14 protein-coding genes are annotated in these 17,288 nt (G+C 63.7%); 6 read left to right on the top strand and 8 right to left on the bottom strand.

The window, feature by feature from the left end; genetic code table 11:
* Window positions 1-2,573: 2,573 nt before the first annotated feature.
* The 8 genes from AC1DZQ_RS09585 to rpmH form a co-directional block, all read right to left on the bottom strand.
* Complete coding sequence (locus AC1DZQ_RS09585; RefSeq protein ID WP_476963302.1) at window positions 2,574-3,872, bottom strand: ParB/RepB/Spo0J family partition protein; 1,299 nt, start codon at window positions 3,870-3,872, stop codon at window positions 2,574-2,576.
* Between the two features lie 68 nt (window positions 3,873-3,940).
* Window positions 3,941-5,008, bottom strand: a complete 1,068-nt coding sequence (locus AC1DZQ_RS09580) for a ParA family protein (RefSeq protein WP_476963301.1) — start codon at window positions 5,006-5,008, stop codon at window positions 3,941-3,943.
* Window positions 5,009-5,095: 87 nt separating this feature from the next.
* Window positions 5,096-5,746 carry a 16S rRNA (guanine(527)-N(7))-methyltransferase RsmG gene (gene rsmG / locus AC1DZQ_RS09575; protein ID WP_476963300.1) on the bottom strand — a complete coding sequence of 217 codons (651 nt, stop codon included), beginning with the start codon at window positions 5,744-5,746 and terminating at the stop codon, window positions 5,096-5,098.
* A gap of 16 nt (window positions 5,747-5,762) precedes the next feature.
* Complete coding sequence (locus AC1DZQ_RS09570) at window positions 5,763-6,353, bottom strand: Jag family protein (protein WP_476963299.1); 591 nt, start codon at window positions 6,351-6,353, stop codon at window positions 5,763-5,765.
* Window positions 6,353-7,330, bottom strand: coding sequence for a membrane protein insertase YidC (gene yidC / locus AC1DZQ_RS09565; RefSeq protein ID WP_476963298.1), 978 nt, complete (start codon window positions 7,328-7,330; stop codon window positions 6,353-6,355). The genes AC1DZQ_RS09570 and yidC overlap by 1 nt, the downstream gene beginning before the upstream one ends.
* Window positions 7,331-7,345: 15 nt before the next feature.
* Window positions 7,346-7,696, bottom strand: a complete 351-nt coding sequence (yidD, locus tag AC1DZQ_RS09560) for a membrane protein insertion efficiency factor YidD (protein ID WP_476963424.1) — start codon at window positions 7,694-7,696, stop codon at window positions 7,346-7,348.
* A gap of 52 nt (window positions 7,697-7,748) precedes the next feature.
* Window positions 7,749-8,159, bottom strand: coding sequence for a ribonuclease P protein component (gene rnpA, locus AC1DZQ_RS09555; RefSeq protein ID WP_476963297.1), 411 nt, complete (start codon window positions 8,157-8,159; stop codon window positions 7,749-7,751).
* A gap of 41 nt (window positions 8,160-8,200) precedes the next feature.
* Window positions 8,201-8,338: a 50S ribosomal protein L34 gene (rpmH, locus tag AC1DZQ_RS09550; RefSeq protein WP_003800212.1), complete on the bottom strand. Its 138-nt coding sequence runs from the start codon at window positions 8,336-8,338 to the stop codon at window positions 8,201-8,203.
* A gap of 463 nt (window positions 8,339-8,801) precedes the next feature.
* Between rpmH and dnaA the strand changes: the two genes are divergently transcribed.
* From dnaA to gyrB, 6 genes are all read left to right on the top strand, one after another.
* A complete protein-coding gene (gene dnaA, locus AC1DZQ_RS09545; RefSeq protein ID WP_018775671.1) occupies window positions 8,802-10,223 on the top strand; it encodes a chromosomal replication initiator protein DnaA in 1,422 nt (473 codons plus the stop codon).
* A gap of 587 nt (window positions 10,224-10,810) precedes the next feature.
* Window positions 10,811-11,935 carry a DNA polymerase III subunit beta gene (dnaN, locus tag AC1DZQ_RS09540; RefSeq protein WP_090582070.1) on the top strand — a complete coding sequence of 375 codons (1,125 nt, stop codon included), beginning with the start codon at window positions 10,811-10,813 and terminating at the stop codon, window positions 11,933-11,935.
* 104 nt (window positions 11,936-12,039) lie between these two features.
* Window positions 12,040-12,924, top strand: a complete 885-nt coding sequence (gnd, locus tag AC1DZQ_RS09535) for a phosphogluconate dehydrogenase (NAD(+)-dependent, decarboxylating) (RefSeq protein ID WP_476963296.1) — start codon at window positions 12,040-12,042, stop codon at window positions 12,922-12,924.
* Window positions 12,925-12,951: 27 nt separating this feature from the next.
* Complete coding sequence (gene recF / locus AC1DZQ_RS09530; RefSeq protein WP_476963295.1) at window positions 12,952-14,208, top strand: DNA replication/repair protein RecF; 1,257 nt, start codon at window positions 12,952-12,954, stop codon at window positions 14,206-14,208.
* Complete coding sequence (locus tag AC1DZQ_RS09525; RefSeq protein WP_476963294.1) at window positions 14,205-14,765, top strand: DciA family protein; 561 nt, start codon at window positions 14,205-14,207, stop codon at window positions 14,763-14,765. Before recF ends, AC1DZQ_RS09525 begins: the two co-directional genes overlap by 4 nt.
* Window positions 14,766-15,178: 413 nt before the next feature.
* Window positions 15,179-17,278: a DNA topoisomerase (ATP-hydrolyzing) subunit B gene (gyrB, locus tag AC1DZQ_RS09520; protein WP_476963293.1), complete on the top strand. Its 2,100-nt coding sequence runs from the start codon at window positions 15,179-15,181 to the stop codon at window positions 17,276-17,278.
* Window positions 17,279-17,288 lie beyond the last annotated feature (10 nt).

Here is a 17,288-nt window from a genome sequence, read left to right as displayed (position 1 = left end):
AAGGGTCTTGCCAAGCTTCCCTACAGCGAGGGCCGCTGCCGTGCCCGGCATCATCGCTGCACTGTCCTTAAACACGTAGGGCCAGCTGTCGGACCAGCTGTAGCGGCGATCTGGACAGGGGAGCCGGGATGACAAGTACCAGATGCCTGTTCCCAGATGCCGGTGCGGGGTATCGGATTAGCCGTCATGCAGCGCCAGATCGGCAGCTATAGAAGGCATAGGGATCGCGAGAGCACGCTGACGAATGAGCCAGGAGCAACACGCCGGCCGCGCGGGTTGGGGGAGAGCAGCAGTGCCAGGCATGCTGACATGGCGCGATCTGAAACTGATGCGGCGTCGGAATAACGGGAGCCAGCTGACGAATGAAATGGGAGCAACACGCCGGCCGCGCGGGTTGAAGAGGACAGCGGTGCCAGGCACGCTGGCATGGCGCAATCTGAAACTGATGCGGCGTCGGGATCGTGGGTGCAAGATGGCCAGTACGGCACGACCAACTCACAGGGTGGAGGAGCTGGGTGCAAGGTTCCCGGTTCCGTATGCCCGGGTTCTCGGCAAGCTGACACAGCACAATCTGGAACTGGATGCTGAATCGGGGACGTGGGTGCGAGCTGACGAATGCCGCGAGCAGCAACATGGCGGGGAGCGGAAGTGCTCGGGGATCCGTAATGCCAGGCAGTCCGGGCAGCTTCCCGATTCGGCCTCCCATGCGAGGAAGCCTGCCTCATCGCAACCCCGACAAGGTATTTCCAGCAGAGTCGATGCCCGATCAACGTCCACATCGAGGGCCGCGACCATGCCCACGCGGAGATCCGCACCCAGATCCGCGTAGTGCTTTAGGTCGAGACACCCGTCCAGGCCCGCGTCCATCCCCACATCGAGACGCTGTTCAGATTCGCGGAGAAGCGATGTCGAGGCCAACATTTCAACATTGTCCACCCAGACCGCCGTCGAAACTCAACCTTCGAGCCCAACGAGGCAAGGCCGCTCAGACTAGGGCGTGGACGGTTGGCGGTGAACCGATTGCTTGGCGCCAAGCACCCAGCGCAGCAAAGCCTTTGCCATGACGCCATCTCGCCTGTCGCCTGTCGCCATGGGGAGCCTCCCACAGGAAAGCGGCTGCGGCAGCCTGACGGCGTGCGCATGATCTTAGGGTTCAACCCACTCCAACTTTCGTTCGCGAGAGGTGCCTCCACGGCTAATGATCGTAAGCAGCGACAGTGCCGTTGACCTCTCCCAGGTGGATGGAAAATGCTCGCTTCAACGCACTTCAAGGCGTGCAAGGCTCCAGCATCCCTCCAGCCTGCCTGGCGTTCAATCGATCAACCTCGCATCCACGCAACCTAACAGCGGCGCCGGACGGCGCTTTCATGGACGCCCAGGAGGAAAATGAATGCCCACAGGCCCTGTGCGCACGGGAAGCTGCAGCCGCCCGGGGTCCGTCTGCTTGTGCGACGAGCTCGCGGTGTTCCGAGAACCGACCGAGCCTCGTGGGCCGTTCGTGGGCAGTTCCTGCCTGTTCGGGCGGCACGGATGGACCAATGTGGTCGAACTTGCGCATGGACAGCCGGCTCGGTCACAGGGCCAAGGTGGGCGATGGCCGCGGACGGACGCCCTCGATGTGGAGACTCAACCTGTATGTCGCAGACCGTGGACAGTTGGTCAAACGACTGAGTAGGTCGGCATCCCCGCCCCCAGTCCGCGGGTGCCCGACTGCCCGCGTTCGCACGGCCGTTCCAACGCTCCAACCGGATTGCCAGGTCCAGCTTGGGGTCCAGCTACCGGAATGACAACGGATCTCCAGCCTTTGATCTGACGCTTCCATCGTACGGCCGCCTATCTGACCTTCGGCTACGAGTGCCGAGCGCCGATTCGCCGGTTCCGTTTCACGTGAAACACTGATCGATAATTCCAGATCATCTGTTCCTTGAGAGCTCAGGAACCGGCTAGCCGTTTCGTGAGAGCTCGGGAAGGGGCGCTGATTCCGTGATGGGCGGGGTCATCGCCGGAAGGACTCTAGGGATATATGCCGGCCGAGCGGAATCCGTGCAGCAACTCCATCGATCCGTTTAGCGGATCCATACAAGCCGAAGGTCTGTCTTGGGTGGGTGAGCGCGGAAAAGGCGATCCCACGTACGCCGCGTACGCCGCAGAAAGTGCGGACTCCACGGGCGCGAAGGCCTGCTCCATCCAGGCCCAGCGGCCTGCCTCTCCACCGACGTGCCGCGCATTACTACGTCCCGGTGCCGCCGGCGCCGAACTGGAAATTGCAGGCCATCACACCGCGGCCAGCGCGGCGAGCTCCACTGAGGGCCATCAGCTCACCATTCAGTGGCGCGTGCGGATGGCTGCACCGTGCAAGCACGTGCCCAGGTTCCACTGAAAAGCACGGCAACGCATCCGTTCCACGTCCTTAAAGCCTCAATACGCCAGAGACTCGGGCCGGGACGAGGGAGTATGGACCCGCTCAGAGCTCGCCGGCAACGCCGGCATCGGCGGCGACAAATAGGCAACAAATAAGGGAGGGCCTGTTTCACGTGAAACAGACCCTCCCGGAGAACTCAGCGATTCGCGACCTAGCTGGGCGCCCCCGGCGTCAGGACGTCCATGATGCGGTTCAGGTCCTCGACGCTGGCGAACTCAATGCTGACACGACCCTTGCGGGCACCGAGCGAGATCTTGACGTTCGTATCAAGGCGGTCAGACAGCGACGACGCCAAGTAGTCCAGCCGCTCGTGGCGGGCTCCCGGGCGCGGGATGTTGTTCTTGGCCGGCGAGGCGGGACTCTGATACAAGGTCACAGCTTCTTCGGTCGCCCGGACCGACATACCCTCTGACACAATCTTCTGCGCCAGGCGTTCCATGGCCGCGGCGTCCGGAAGTGCCAGCAGCGCGCGGGCGTGACCTGCCGAGATAACGTTTGCCGCTACCCGCCGCTGGACCAGCGGGGGAAGCTTTAGCAGCCGCAGGGTGTTAGACACCTGGGGCCGCGAACGTCCGATCCGATCCGCCAGCTGCTCATGCGTGGTTCCAAAGTCTTCGAGGAGCTGCTGGTAGGCGGCCGCCTCCTCGAGCGGATTCAGTTGGCTGCGGTGCAGGTTCTCCAGCAGCGCATCGCGAAGGAGGTCGTCATCGGTGGTGTCACGGACAATCGCCGGGATAGTTTCCAGGCCTGCGGCCTGTACTGCACGCCACCGGCGTTCACCCATGACGAGCTCGTAGGGTTCGCCACCCTCTTCGGTTGAGGTACGGACCACAATTGGCTGGAGGACGCCGATTTCGCGCACAGAGTGCACCAGCTCCGCCATGTCGTCCTCATCGAAGACCGAGCGGGGCTGCTTGCGGTTGGGATGAATATCCGTGACCGGGATTTCGGCAAACCTGACGCCGGGCACCTCTACGAGTTCAACAGAGCCCTGGTCGCGCTGCTCGGGCGTGGAGTCAAACGCCAACTGCTCGCCGGCGTCGGCCGCGGCCGACTTGGCAGCAGCGGACGACGACTTCGAGACAGCCGGCTTCCGCACGGCAGTCTTCTTGGACCCCGCGGCGGCAGCGCCGGCAGCCACGTCGGCTTTGCCCGCAGTAACCTCGGCTTCGCCGGAAGCTGCGTCGACTTCAGTGCCGGCGGCTTCTGTGGAGTCAACAGTCAGATCAGTCGGACGGCCGGCGTTGGCCGGCGTGGACTCCGGCGCCTTGGCCTGAGCGGAGTCGGTGTCCGGGAGCGTCTCAGCGTCGGATGTCTTTTTTCGGGCTTCGGGAAAGAAGAGGTCCACAGGCCGGGATGGGGCAGCACCGTTTCCGGAGGCGCTGGCCGCGGCGGAACTTGGAATGAGTGCGCCAAGTCCACGGCCGAGGCCGCGTCGCTTATCGCTCATGGATAAATCCCTCCAGTGGAAGAGCCGGGATTCACCTGGCTCTGGTTAGTGCAATTCTCGAAAAGATTCTAACGTTCCGCAATTTCCGCGGCGGCTTCCAGATAGGACAGGGCACCGCTGGAAGAAGGATCATACGTCATGACAGTCTGCTGGTAGCTCGGTGCCTCGGAAATGCGGACCGATCTCGGTACCACGGCGCCGAGCACTTGCTTCGGGAAGTGCTCCCTGACTTCGGCTGCCACCTGGGCGGCGAGGTTCGTGCGGCCGTCATACATGGTCAGCAGAATCGTGGAGACAACCAGATCGGCGTTCAGGTGCTTCTGGATCATCTCGATGTTCTTCAGGAGCTGGCTGAGGCCTTCAAGGGCGTAGTACTCGCACTGGATCGGGATGAGGACTTCGCCGGCCGCACAGAAGGCATTGACCGTCAGCAGCCCGAGGCTCGGCGGGCAGTCAATGAAGATGTAGTCCAGGCGCTCCTCGCCATTCTTGGCGCGCTCCTTAGAGTACACATCGATTGCGCGGCGCAGCCGCTGCTCGCGGGCCACCAGGCTGACGAGTTCGATTTCGGCACCGGCAAGGTGGATGGTGGCGGGCGCACAGATCAGGTTGTCGATGTCGGGGCACGGGGCCACGACGTCCTTCAGCGGGAGATCGTTGATCAGGACATCGTAGATGCTGTCGACGTCGGCGTGGTGCTCAATTCCCAGGGCTGTCGAGGCGTTGCCCTGCGGATCGATATCGATCACGAGCACGTTCAGGCCTGCGGCCGCCAGCGCGGCGGCGATGTTGACGGTCGTCGTCGTCTTACCGACGCCGCCCTTCTGGTTGGAAACGGTGAAGACCCGGGTTTTTTCCGGTTTGGGCAGTTGCCGGCCGAGCAACCGCTCGCGGCGCTTGTTTTCATGCGCGAGTTCCCGGGCGATGGGGCTCGAGTCGTCGATGGAGTCCAGCACGTTCCCGGTGTGCAGAAGAGAGGTTTCACGTGAAACACCGGCCATTCCGGTAGCCTTTGCAACCGAAGCCGTGTGATTTCCGGAGTAGTCAAAAGATACTGCAGGGGCCTTAAACGCCCGTGCGGACCCCAGGGACACAAACGGCGGGATCCGTTGTGTGGAGGCTTCGCTACTGCTCACTATGACACGCTCACTCTCATTCGGCTCTTACTGCCGGTTACTAGCCTAACCTCTTCCCCTCAGACTCCCCGGGCACCGGGGCCGGTGCTAGGTAATCTTTTGAGGCTTGTTCACTACGATTCGCACAACGGTGGTGGGTTCCTCAAGCAGGTCTTCACCCACCACCACGACGGACGTCTCAACGCCGCCCAGCTTGCGGATCACCTTGGCGGCCTTTTCGATTTCCTCGCCCGCGCTGCGTCCCTTGATGGCAACGACTTCGCCTTTGCCGGCCAGGAGCGGAATGGTGAGCCCGGCGAGATTCGACAGCGCGGATACCGCGCGGGCCGTCACGACGTCGGCGTTCACGAGTCCCACTGCGAGTTCCGCGCGGGTGCGCATGATCGTGACGTTCTCGAGTCCAAGATCATCCACCACCTCCTGGAGCCAGATGACGCGGCGCTCCAGTGGTTCGATCAGGGTCAGTTCGAGGTCAGGCCGGGCGATGGCCAGGCACAGGCCGGGCAGCCCGGCGCCACTGCCGACGTCGGCGACATGGCTTCCGTGGGCGATCTGGCTCTCGATGACGGCGCAGTTAAGCACATGCCGGCTCCAAAGCCGCGGCACTTCGCGGGGCCCGATCAGGCCCCGTTCGGTCCCGGACGTCGCCAGGTGCTCGACGTAGCGTTTCGCCAGTTCCAGGCGGTCACCGAAGATGGACTCTGCTGCCTTGAGTTCTGGGGCGGTAATTTCAACCATCAAGCTAGTCAACGGTTCAGTCTGCGGAGACTACGATGTGCCGTTCGGCGCCTTCGCCTTCGGACTCGCTCACGAGTCCCAAATCGGCGACGGCGTCGTGCACGATCTTGCGCTCGTAGGCACTCATCGGAGCCAGGGCAACTGCCTCGCCGGACGCCTTCACCGCGGCGACGGCGTCTTCAGCGATCTTCTGCAGGTCGCCGGCGCGCTCCGCACGGTACCCGTTGATATCCAGGACCAGGCGGGACCGGTTCTCCGTCGCGGAGAGGACGGCGAGCCGCGTCAGCTCCTGCAGCGCTTCAAGGACTTCGCCGTCACGGCCCACCAGGCTGTCCAGCCCGGCCGATTCCTCTTCGGCGACGATCGAGATATACGTGCGGCCATTGCGGACCTCGATGTCGATGTCGCCATCGATGTCAGCGATATCCAGCAGTTCCTCGAGGTAGTCCGCAGCAACGTCGCCTTCTTCTTCGAGACGGCTGGCGGAAACACTCTTGCCGGTGCCGGCCTCCGCACCCTGTGAGGAGTCCTCGGCTGCGTTCTGGGCGTCGTCCCGGTCGTCGTCAAACTCGGCGGAAATAGCGTTTTCGGTGCTCTCGACGGACATTACTTCCTCTTCCTGTTCTTACGCTGCGGCTGGACGCGCTGAGTCTTGGCTTCCACGGCGGCGGCCGCGGCGGAAGCCTCGGCTGCCTCGGCGTCGGCCTTCTTGTGGCCCAGGAGGGGCAGGGCCGGCAGGCCCTTGGCGGCCCTACGCTCGGCAAGAGCCTTGGCGGCCGGCGATCCCGGCGTAGGCATCCGGCGGATCACGAAGAACTGCTGTCCCATGGTCCACAGGTTGGTGGTGGTCCAGTAGATCAGGACGCCGATGGGGAAGTTAATGCCGCCCACACCGAAGACGACCGGCAGGATGTAGAGCATCATTTTCTGCTGGCGCATGAACGGGCTGGCCAGGGCCTCTTCGGACATGTTCTTGGCCATGATCTGCTTCTGCGTGATGAACTGCGAGGCCGTCATGGCCAGGATCATCACGATGGAGAGGATCCACACCGACATCTGGTTGCCGCCGCCGCCGTGCAGCAGCGATGCCGAGAGTGGGGCGCCGAAGATGGTGGATTCGTCGAACTGCTTGACCTGCTCGGCGCTCATGGCGCCGATGCCCTTGCCGGTGGTGGCTGCCGCGGTGATACCGGAGAGAACCTGGAACAGCGCGAAGAAGAAGGGCATCTGGATCAGCATGGGCAGGCAGGCCGAGAACGGGTTGGTGCCGTGCTTCTTGTACAGCGCCATCTGTTCCTGCGCCATGGCCTGGCGGGACAGCTGGTCCGTCTTGCCCTTGTACTTGTCCTGCATTTTCTTCAGATCCGGCTGCAGCAGCTGCATGCCGCGCTGGGCCTTGATCTGCTTGACGAAGACGGGAATCAGGGCGGCGCGAATGACCAGCACGAGCCCGATGATGGCCAAGGTCCAGGTCCAGCCGCTGGCCGCGGGCATGCCGATGGCGCTGAGTCCGTCATGGAAGCCGACCATGATGGCTGAGACCAGCCATTTGAACGGGGCCAAAATTGTTTCAAAGATGTCCATACGATTCCCTATTCGTCAGGCCGCAGTGCGGCCTTCTCCATCAGGCTGAGCAGCCAGGTAGATATCCGGATTGTTCAGCACAACAATTGTGGGGGTGCGGCCGGCCGGCCATTCCCGATTCCCGGCGGGGACATGGTCCACACCGCCGGCATTCCATGGGTGGCAGCGCAAGAGGCGCCTGGCGGCCAGCCAGCTTCCTTTCACAGCACCGTGCACCGTGATCGCTTCAAGGGCATAGGCCGAACAGCTGGGGAAAAAGCGGCACACCTGGCCGTAGAGCGGCGAGACCACCTTGCGGTAGGCCATCAGCAGCAGAATGAGGATGTTGCGGGGCAGGTTCCAGAGCACTGCTCCCACCCGGCGCAGTGTCGATCCGGGAGTCGCAACGTACGGGCGGGGGACGGCGGCGGCAGTTGAGCTATGCACGCGGGGTCCCCTCCTGTGTTGTCTCGTAAGAACCTGACGAAGCAGCCTTCGGAAGGCGGTTGCCCAGCCGTTTCATCGTTGTTTCCAAAGCGGCGTCATAGTCGGCAAGCAACTGGTCCCAGCTGGCTCCCGCCGCGGCGGGCAGGGCCCGCACCACGATGGCAAACCCGCTGCCGTATTTCTGCAACGACAATGCGCCGGCTTCTCTCAGTCTCCTCTTAACGAGGTTCCTGACAACAGCGTTCCCGACACTCTTGGAAACGATGAATCCGATCCGGCTTGGTTCATCAGCAGCGATAGCTGCCGTATATAACACTACGTTCCGGCGTCCATTGCGGACACCGGAACGTACAGTTGTTGAAAAATCGGTTGATGTCCGCAGACGGTTCCTGGTGGCTAGCACCGTTCAACTCGCACAGGGATGTGGACCGACGAGTCAGTTATTTAGGCCGACAGTTCGGTGCGGCCCTTGCCACGACGGGCTGCCAGGATGGCACGGCCGGCACGGGTACGCATACGAAGGCGGAAGCCGTGCTTCTTGGCTCGACGGCGGTTATTCGGCTGAAAAGTCCGCTTGCTCACGTTAGTTACTCCAGTGGATCAAAGGTGCGCCCACCCGATCAAGGGGAAGAACTGGCCGACGCTAAGTTTTGGTATGTGCCGCTTCCCTCGTAACTCACACAACGCGGGGCGTCAGGAAAGATTCAGATGAGGCGAAAAGCGTACACATGGGACTTCACAACGTTAGGGCTTGCCGACCTCCCGAGTCAAACCGGGGGTCGCTCCGCAAGCTATCCCCAGCTGTGGCTAACTGGTCCCGCAGCCTGTGGATGAAGTGCGTCACGCGCCCCATTTGAGAACCACAACGGTGTAATTATCCACAGGACTGAACCCAGCTATCTTCTGGCGTTTTCATCCCCTACAGTGTCTCAGTAACCCCTTATCCACGGACTGTGCATAACCCTGTGGATTGAGTCGGCCGGCGCACAGCTCCGGACCGCGTGGATGCACGTAATGCAGGCCAGCAAGTTTGAGGAACTGATTGATGACAGTAGACGAAGCCAACCAAGCCAACACTGTCGGAAGTTCCTGGCGGCGGGTTGTGAGTCTTCTGGAGAACGACCACCGTGTCTCACCCCGGCAGCGCGGCTTCGTCATCCTGGCCCAGGCGCAGGGGCTGATCGGTTCCACCCTGCTGGTGGCCGTCCCCAACGAACTCACCCGCGAAGTGCTGCAGACCCAGGTCAAGGAAGCCCTCGACGACGCCCTCCGGAGCGTGTTTTCCGACGAAATCCGCTGCGCGATCGACGTCGACACGGATCTGGTGCCCCTGCACACAGAACCCGAACCCGCCGTCGAACTTTCCCTGGCCGCCGACCCGACCGTGGAGTTGAAGCCGCAGCCGATGCTGCCGAGCACCTCGCACGAATTCGGCCGCTTGAACCCGAAGTACGTCTTCGACACCTTCGTGATCGGGTCCTCCAACCGGTTCGCCCACGCAGCCGCCGTAGCTGTAGCCGAGGCGCCGGCGAAGGCCTACAACCCGTTGTTCATCTACGGCGACTCCGGACTCGGCAAAACCCACCTGCTTCACGCGATCGGCCACTATGCGCGCCGGCTCTACAGCGGGATCCGGGTCCGCTACGTCAATTCCGAGGAATTTACCAACGACTTCATCAACTCCATCCGCGACGATGAAGGCACCAGCTTCAAGACCACGTACCGCAACGTGGATGTGCTGTTGATCGACGACATCCAGTTCCTGGCCGGCAAGGACCGGACGCTGGAGGAGTTCTTCCACACGTTCAATGCCCTGCACAACAACAACAAGCAGGTGGTCATCACCTCGGACCAGCCGCCGAAACTGCTCGCCGGCTTCGAAGACCGCATGAAGTCGCGCTTCGAGTGGGGCCTGCTGACCGACATCCAGCCGCCCGAACTGGAGACCCGCATCGCGATCCTCCGGAAGAAGGCCCTCAGCGAGGGCCTCTCCGCCCCGGATGATGCGCTCGAATACATCGCCTCCAAGATCTCCAGCAACATCCGCGAACTTGAGGGAGCCCTCATCCGCGTCACGGCCTTCGCCAGCCTGAACCGGCAGCCGGTGGATGTGGCCCTGGCCGAGATGGTGCTCAAAGACCTCATCACGGACGACGGTGCCCAGGAAATCACCTCGGCCCAGATCCTCACGCAGACGGCTGACTACTTCAAGCTCAGCATGGAAGAACTCTGCAGCAAGTCGCGCACCCGCACGCTGGTAACCGCCCGGCAGATCGCGATGTACCTGTGCCGGGAGCTGACGGACATGTCCCTGCCCAAGATCGGGCAGGAGCTGGGCGGCCGCGACCACACCACCGTGATCCACGCCGACCGCAAGATCCGCGAGCTCATGGCTGAGCGCCGGGTCATCTACAACCAGGTGACCGAGCTGACCAACCGGATCAAGCAGCAGCAGCGTAATTCCTGAGGCATCCGCCTGCGCACTCTTACCTTATTAACAGGGCCCTGTGGACAACCCTGTGGATACTTAAGGGGACAACCGCGGTTAATGGGCTTAAAACCCTTAAGGCGCCTGTGGAGCGACGAAGAGGCCAAAAAACTTGTCCCCATCCACACCCTGTTTAAAACCTGCTCCGCCCACAGTCCATGAACAGGGCTTAACCGCGGATTCGTACGGCAGGATCGAGTTATCCACAGTTTCCACAGCAGTTATTAACACTACTAATCCCAAGAAAATGAAATTCCCTCAAACAACAATCTCCTTCCCACCCCCCGGACAGCGCCCAGGCCCGTTCCGGACCGGCGCAGGAGACCGGCCCTGCGAACAACACTGATGTAACCCGGGGATGGGAGAAACGCTCACCTTGGGGCTAAGCTGTCTGCAGTGTGTCCGTCCCGGACATCTTTTGTGGTTCCTACCGGGCCATGGGGCCCGGGGTGGGCGGACGATTCCCTTGTTGACGGAGTTCGGCGTCCCTGCCGAGGTCCGCGGCAGCTTGAGCAGTTTCAGCGATTTTCAGCACTAACAGCAGCAATGAAAGGCGGCACCCTTCCGTGAAGTTCAGAGTCGAACGGGACGTCCTGGCAGAAGCCGTGACATGGACCGCCCGGTCGTTGTCTCCGCGGCCGCCCGTTCCCGTACTTTCAGGCCTGCTCCTGAAAGCTGAAGCCGGTACCGTCAGCCTTTCGAGCTTCGATTACGAGACCTCTGCGAGGCTCGAAATCCCTGCTGACATCAGCACCGAAGGCACCATCCTGGTGTCGGGCCGCCTGCTCGCGGACATCTGCCGCAGCCTGCCGTCCGCCCCCGTCGAGGTCGAGACCGACGGCAACAAGGTGACGCTCACCTGCCGCCGGAGCAGCTTCCACCTGGCCACGATGCCCGAGGCCGAATACCCGCCTCTGCCGGCGCTGCCTACGATCAGCGGCACCGTTCCAGGCGATTCGTTCGCCCAGGCGGTATCCCAGGTGATCATCGCGGCCAGCAAGGACGACACCCTGCCGATCCTGACCGGCGTGCGGATGGAAATCGAGGACGACCTCATCACCCTCCTGGCCACCGACCGCTACCGCCTGGCCATGCGGGAAGTCCCGTGGAAGCCTGCGACTCCCGGCATCTCCACGAGCGCCCTGGTCAAGGCCAAGACCCTCAACGAAGTGGCAAAAACACTCGGCAGCAGCGGCGACATCAACATCGCCCTCGCCGACGACGACAGCCGGCTGATCGGCTTCGAGAGCGGCGGCAGGACCACCACGTCGCTCCTGGTCGACGGCGACTACCCGAAGATCCGTTCGCTCTTCCCGGACTCCACCCCCATCCACGCCACAGTGCAGACCCAGGAACTGGTCGAGGCCGTGCGCCGCGTCTCGCTCGTGGCCGAACGCAACACGCCTGTCCGGCTCGCCTTCACCCAGGGCCAGCTGCACCTGGACGCCGGCACCGGTGAGGACGCCCAGGCCTCCGAAGAGCTCGAAGCCCAGTTGTCCGGTGAGGACATCACCGTGGCCTTCAACCCGCACTACCTGATCGAGGGCCTGAGCGTCATCGAAACCAAGTTCGTGCGGTTCTCCTTCACCACGGCCCCCAAGCCGGCCATGATCACGGCCCAGCAGGACGCCGAGGGCGAGGACCAGGGCGACTACCGCTACCTCGTCATGCCCGTCCGGCTGCCCAACTAACTGACAGATACGGCCGTTTTCAGCCCTCAAAACGGCCACAACTGCCAGTCAGTTGGGTGACGTCCCCCTACGAAGCACCCCCAGCGCAGAAAAGAGTTCATCCCGTGCACATCGGACTAATCGGCCTTGGAAAAATGGGCTTCAACATGCGCGAACGGCTGCGCAACGGCGGGATCGAGGTCACCGGCTTTGACCGCAACCCCGAAGTTGCCGACGTCGCCACCCTGGACGAACTCATCGCCGCCGTCCCGGCGCCGCGGCTCATCTGGGTCATGGTCCCGTCGGGCGAGATTACCGACGCCGTGATCACCGAACTGGGTAACAAGCTCGACGCCGGCGACCTCGTGATCGATGGCGGCAACTCCCGGTTCACCGAAGACCAGAAGCACGGTGCCGCGCTGGCCGAAAAGGGAATCCGCTTCGCGGACTGCGGCGTGTCCGGCGGGGTATGGGGCCTCCAGAACGGCTACGGCCTCATGGCGGGCGGTGATGCCGCGGATATCGAACGCGCCCTCCCCGTCTTCGACGCGCTCCGTCCTGCAGGCGACCGGGCTGACAGCTTTGTGCACGTCGGCGGTATCGGGGCCGGCCACTACGCCAAGATGGTCCACAACGGGATCGAATACGGCCTGATGCAGGCCTACGCCGAGGGGTACGAACTCCTGGCCGCCAAGGAGATCGTCGCCGATCTTCCCGGGACTTTCCGGGCCTGGCAAAAGGGGACGGTGGTCCGCTCCTGGCTGCTGGACCTCATGGTCAAGGCCCTTGACGAGGACCCCGGACTGGAATCGATCTCCGACTACGTCGAGGATTCCGGCGAAGGCCGCTGGACCGTCGAGGAGGCTATTGCCAACTCCGTGCCGGCACCGGCGATCACGGCTGCGCTGTTCGCCAGGTTCTCCTCCCGCGAGGACAACTCGCCGGCCATGAGGATGGTGTCCGCGCTGCGCCACCAGTTCGGCGGCCACGCGACCCGGCCGGCCAAGTAATCCTGCCGGTGAGGTCCTGAATCCCGCGTGTACCTAGAAAAACTCTCGCTCACAGATTTCCGCAGCTACGCCCAGGTCGATCTCAGCCTTGAGCCCGGCGTCACCGTCCTGGTGGGCTCCAACGGCATCGGCAAGACCAACCTGATGGAAGCGATCGGGTATCTGGCCACGCTCACCTCGCACCGGGTCAGCACGGACGCGCCGCTGCTGCGCTTTGGCGCCGAGCGGGCCATGATCCGGGCCAAGCTGGTCCGCGGCGAGCAGTCGACCGTGCTGGAACTGGAAATCAACGCGGGGCGGGCCAACCGCGGACGGATCAACCGGAGCAATCCGGTCCGCGCCAGGGACCTGCTTGGCATCTGCCAGACCGTCCTGTTCGCTCCGGAAGACCTGGCGCTGGTCAAGGGCGATCCGTCCAGTCGCCGCCGGTTCCTGGACGAGCTTTTGGTCAGCCTCATGCCGCGCCACGCCGCGACCAGGAGTGACTACGACCGGGTCCTGAAGCAGCGGAACGCGCTGCTCAAGTCGGCCCGCGCCGGCAAGTTCAGCACCGGCCACGAGGCAACGCTCGATGTCTGGGACCAGCACATGGCCCGGGCCGGAGCCGAACTGCTGCACGCGCGCCTGGAGCTGGTGGACCGGCTGCAACCGCACCTGAAAAACGCCTACGCGCAGCTGACCGACGGCTCCAAGGACGCCGCTGCGGTGTACCGTTCCACGCTGCAGGACAGCCTGGACGACGACGGCGCCACATCAAGACCAGCGGAGTCCAGGCCTGCGGAAGGCGCCGCTGCTGCGACCGGCACCGATGCCGGCGCGGCCGCCGCCACCTCTGTACTGGCGGAGGACCTGCGCCTGCTCTCCGTCGAGCAGCTCACCGACCGCTACATCCAGGCCTTCGCCGCGGCCCGGCGCAAGGAACTGGAACGGGGAATCTCGCTGGTCGGGCCGCACCGCGATGAGCTTGAGCTCGTGCTTGGATCGGCGCCGGCCAAGGGCTACGCCTCACATGGGGAAACATGGTCCATGTGCCTGTCCCTGCGCCTGGCCTCCTACTACGTCATGCTCGACGATGCCCGCACGGGCGGGTCACCCCCGATCCTGATCCTGGACGACGTTTTTGCCGAACTCGACGTCCAGCGGCGGCGTAAACTGGCGGCAATAGTATCCGGCGCCGAGCAGGTGCTGGTCACTGCCGCCGTCGAGGACGATATCCCGGCCGAACTGACCGGACGGCGGGTGAAGGTCATCCCGGGAGGAATCGATGAGCAGGAAAATCGATGAATAAGGATACCGACGGCGGCCTGCAGCCGGGCCGTGACCCCGACGACATCGATGCCGCGCAGGCCGCATTGAACCGGATGCGCGACGCCGCCGCGGCCCGGGGCGAAATCCGGCGGGCGCTGCCGCGCTCCGGCGCCGGCACCCAGAAACCCGCCCGCGCCCTGCGCGGAACCCGCGGGTTCTCCCAATTCCACGGCACCGGCAGGGATCCGCTCGGCCTGGGAAAAGTCGTGGGACGCCTCGTGGCCGAACGCGGCTGGAGCTCTCCAGTGGCCGTCGGCTCCGTCATGGCGCAGTGGGCCGTGCTGGTGGGGCCGGAGATCTCGGCGCACTGCACCCCGGAGAGTTTTACCGACACCACGTTGCATGTGCGGACCGATTCCACGGCGTGGGCCACCCAGCTGCGGCTGCTGAGCAGCAGCCTGCTGGAAAAATTCCGGACCGAGCTTGGCGACGGCGTCGTCACCAGCATCCAGGTGCTCGGACCCGCCGCCCCGAGCTGGCGCAAGGGCCTGCGGACGGTCAATGGCCGCGGGCCCCGCGACACGTACGGATAGCCCCAGGGCCCCCGGCGCGCACCGGATGTGAAGCACTTCTTGCAAAAACCCTTGAAAAATCCGCAAGCGGCGTGTAGGGCGCTCGAACGCCCCGGAGTCGTATAGGAACCCTAGGGCTGGACCCCGAAAGCCTTGCAGGGGGAGCCAGCGGCCTCTCAGCGGCACTTTCCCGCCCGTTTGGTGCCCTGGAATGCGGGTTTGGCTCCTATAACACGATAGAATCGGTGTAGATAACTGGGCGCCGGTGAAGCGTTGACTGAGTCCGTTTCCGACGCAATTTCAGCGTGCGGCGGACGGGACCCAAGTCAGCGGAAACACCCGGCGTCGTCAGTGACGTGCCTGTTGGCAGGAGCCTTTTCCACGGAAGGGGCAACGGCCGGCCTTCAACGAACATAGAGGAGTCGAAAGCGCCTGTGGCTAACGACAATGCAGAGATCCCGGCAGTGGAAGACGTAGCGGAAGCGGTAGTGCAGGTGGCGGCGGCTGCGGCGCCGTCGGGGACCGCGACATCGCGCGAATACGGCGCCAGCGACATCACCGTACTTGAAGGCCTGGAAGCTGTCCGGAAACGTCCCGGCATGTACATCGGCTCCACCGGACCCCGCGGTTTGCACCACCTGGTCTACGAGGTGGTGGACAACTCGGTGGACGAGGCCCTGGCGGGATACTGCACGCACATCGAAATCGTGCTGCAGGCCGACGGCGGGGTCAAGGTGGTCGACAACGGCCGCGGCATCCCCGTGGACATGCACCCCACCGAGCACAAGCCCACCGTGGAAGTCGTCATGACGATCCTGCACGCCGGCGGCAAGTTCGGCGGCGGCGGTTACGCCGTCTCCGGCGGCCTCCACGGCGTCGGCATTTCGGTGGTTAACGCGCTCTCCAGCCGCGTCGACACCGAGGTCCGCCGCCAGGGACACGTCTGGCGGATGTCGTTCGCCGACGGCGGCAAGCCGCAAGGCGGCCTGGTCCAGGGCGAGGAAACCACCGAGACCGGCACCACGCAGACGTTCTACCCCGATGCCAGCATCTTCGAGAGCACGTACTTCGACTTCGAAACACTGCGTGCCCGCTTCCAGCAGATGGCCTTCCTCAACAAGGGCCTGCGCATCACGTTGACCGACGAGCGCCGCGCCCCGGCGGAACCGTCCGAGGACGACGACCTGGACCTGGACACCGTCCCCACCGAAGGCGAAGTCCCCGCGGAATTCCACACCGTGGTGTACCAGTACGACGACGGCCTGCTGGACTACGTCAAGCACCTGAACTCCGGCAAAAAGGTTGATGTGGTCCACGAGGACGTCATCGCCTTCGAGACCGAGGACACGGAACGGCACATTGCCCTGGAAATGGCGATGCAGTGGACCAACGCGTACTCCGAGAGCGTCCACACCTACGCCAACACGATCAACACGCACGAGGGCGGCACCCACGAAGAGGGGTTCCGCGCCGCGATGACCTCACTCATCAACCGCTATGCGCGGGAGAAGAACATCATCAAGGAAAAGGAAGACAACCTCACCGGAGACGACATCCGCGAGGGCCTGACGGCAGTCATTTCCGTGAAGCTCTCCGAGCCGCAGTTCGAGGGCCAGACGAAAACCAAGCTCGGCAACTCCGAGGTCAAGGGCTTTGTCCAGCGCGTTGTCACCGACGGGCTGGGCGACTGGCTCGAGCGCAACCCCGGCCCCGCCCGGGACGTCATCCGCAAGGCCATCTCGGCTGCCCAGGCGCGCATGGCCGCGCGGAAGGCCCGGGACAACGCCCGCCGCAAGAGCCCGCTGGAATCCTTCGGCATGCCCGGCAAGCTGTCCGACTGCTCCTCGAAGAACCCGGAAAAATGCGAGGTCTACATCGTGGAGGGTGACTCGGCCGGCGGCTCCGCCAAACGCGGCCGCAACCCGGAGACCCAGGCCATCCTGCCGCTGCGCGGCAAGATCCTGAACGTGGAACGGGCCCGCCTGGACAAGGCACTCGGCAATGCCGAGGTCCAGTCCATGATCACCGCCTTCGGCACCGGCATTGGCGAGGACTTCGACATCGCCAAGCTGCGGTACCACAAGATCGTGCTCATGGCCGATGCCGACGTCGATGGCCAGCACATCACGACGCTCCTGATGACGCTGCTGTTCCGCTACATGCGCCCGCTGATCGAGAATGGCTACGTCTACCTCGCCCAGCCGCCGCTGTACAGGATCAAGTGGTCCAACGCCCCGCACGACTACGTCTACAGCGACCGGGAACGCGACGCGAAACTGGTCTCGGGCCAGGCCGCGGGCCGCCGGATCCCCAAGGACAACGGCATCCAGCGCTACAAGGGCCTGGGCGAGATGGACTACACGGAACTCTGGGACACCACCATGGACCCGGACCACCGCACCCTGCTGCAGGTCACCATGGACGACGCCCTGGCGGCGGACCAGACCTTCTCCGTCCTGATGGGCGAAGACGTTGAATCCCGCCGAAACTTCATTCAGCAGAACGCCAAGGACGTTCGGTTCCTCGATATCTAGCGGCTTCCAA

The organism is Arthrobacter sp. P1_C12_2 (genome assembly GCF_056406415.1).
Note: the sequence above shows the minus strand (reverse complement) of the source record. Positions and strands in the feature narration are given on the sequence as shown.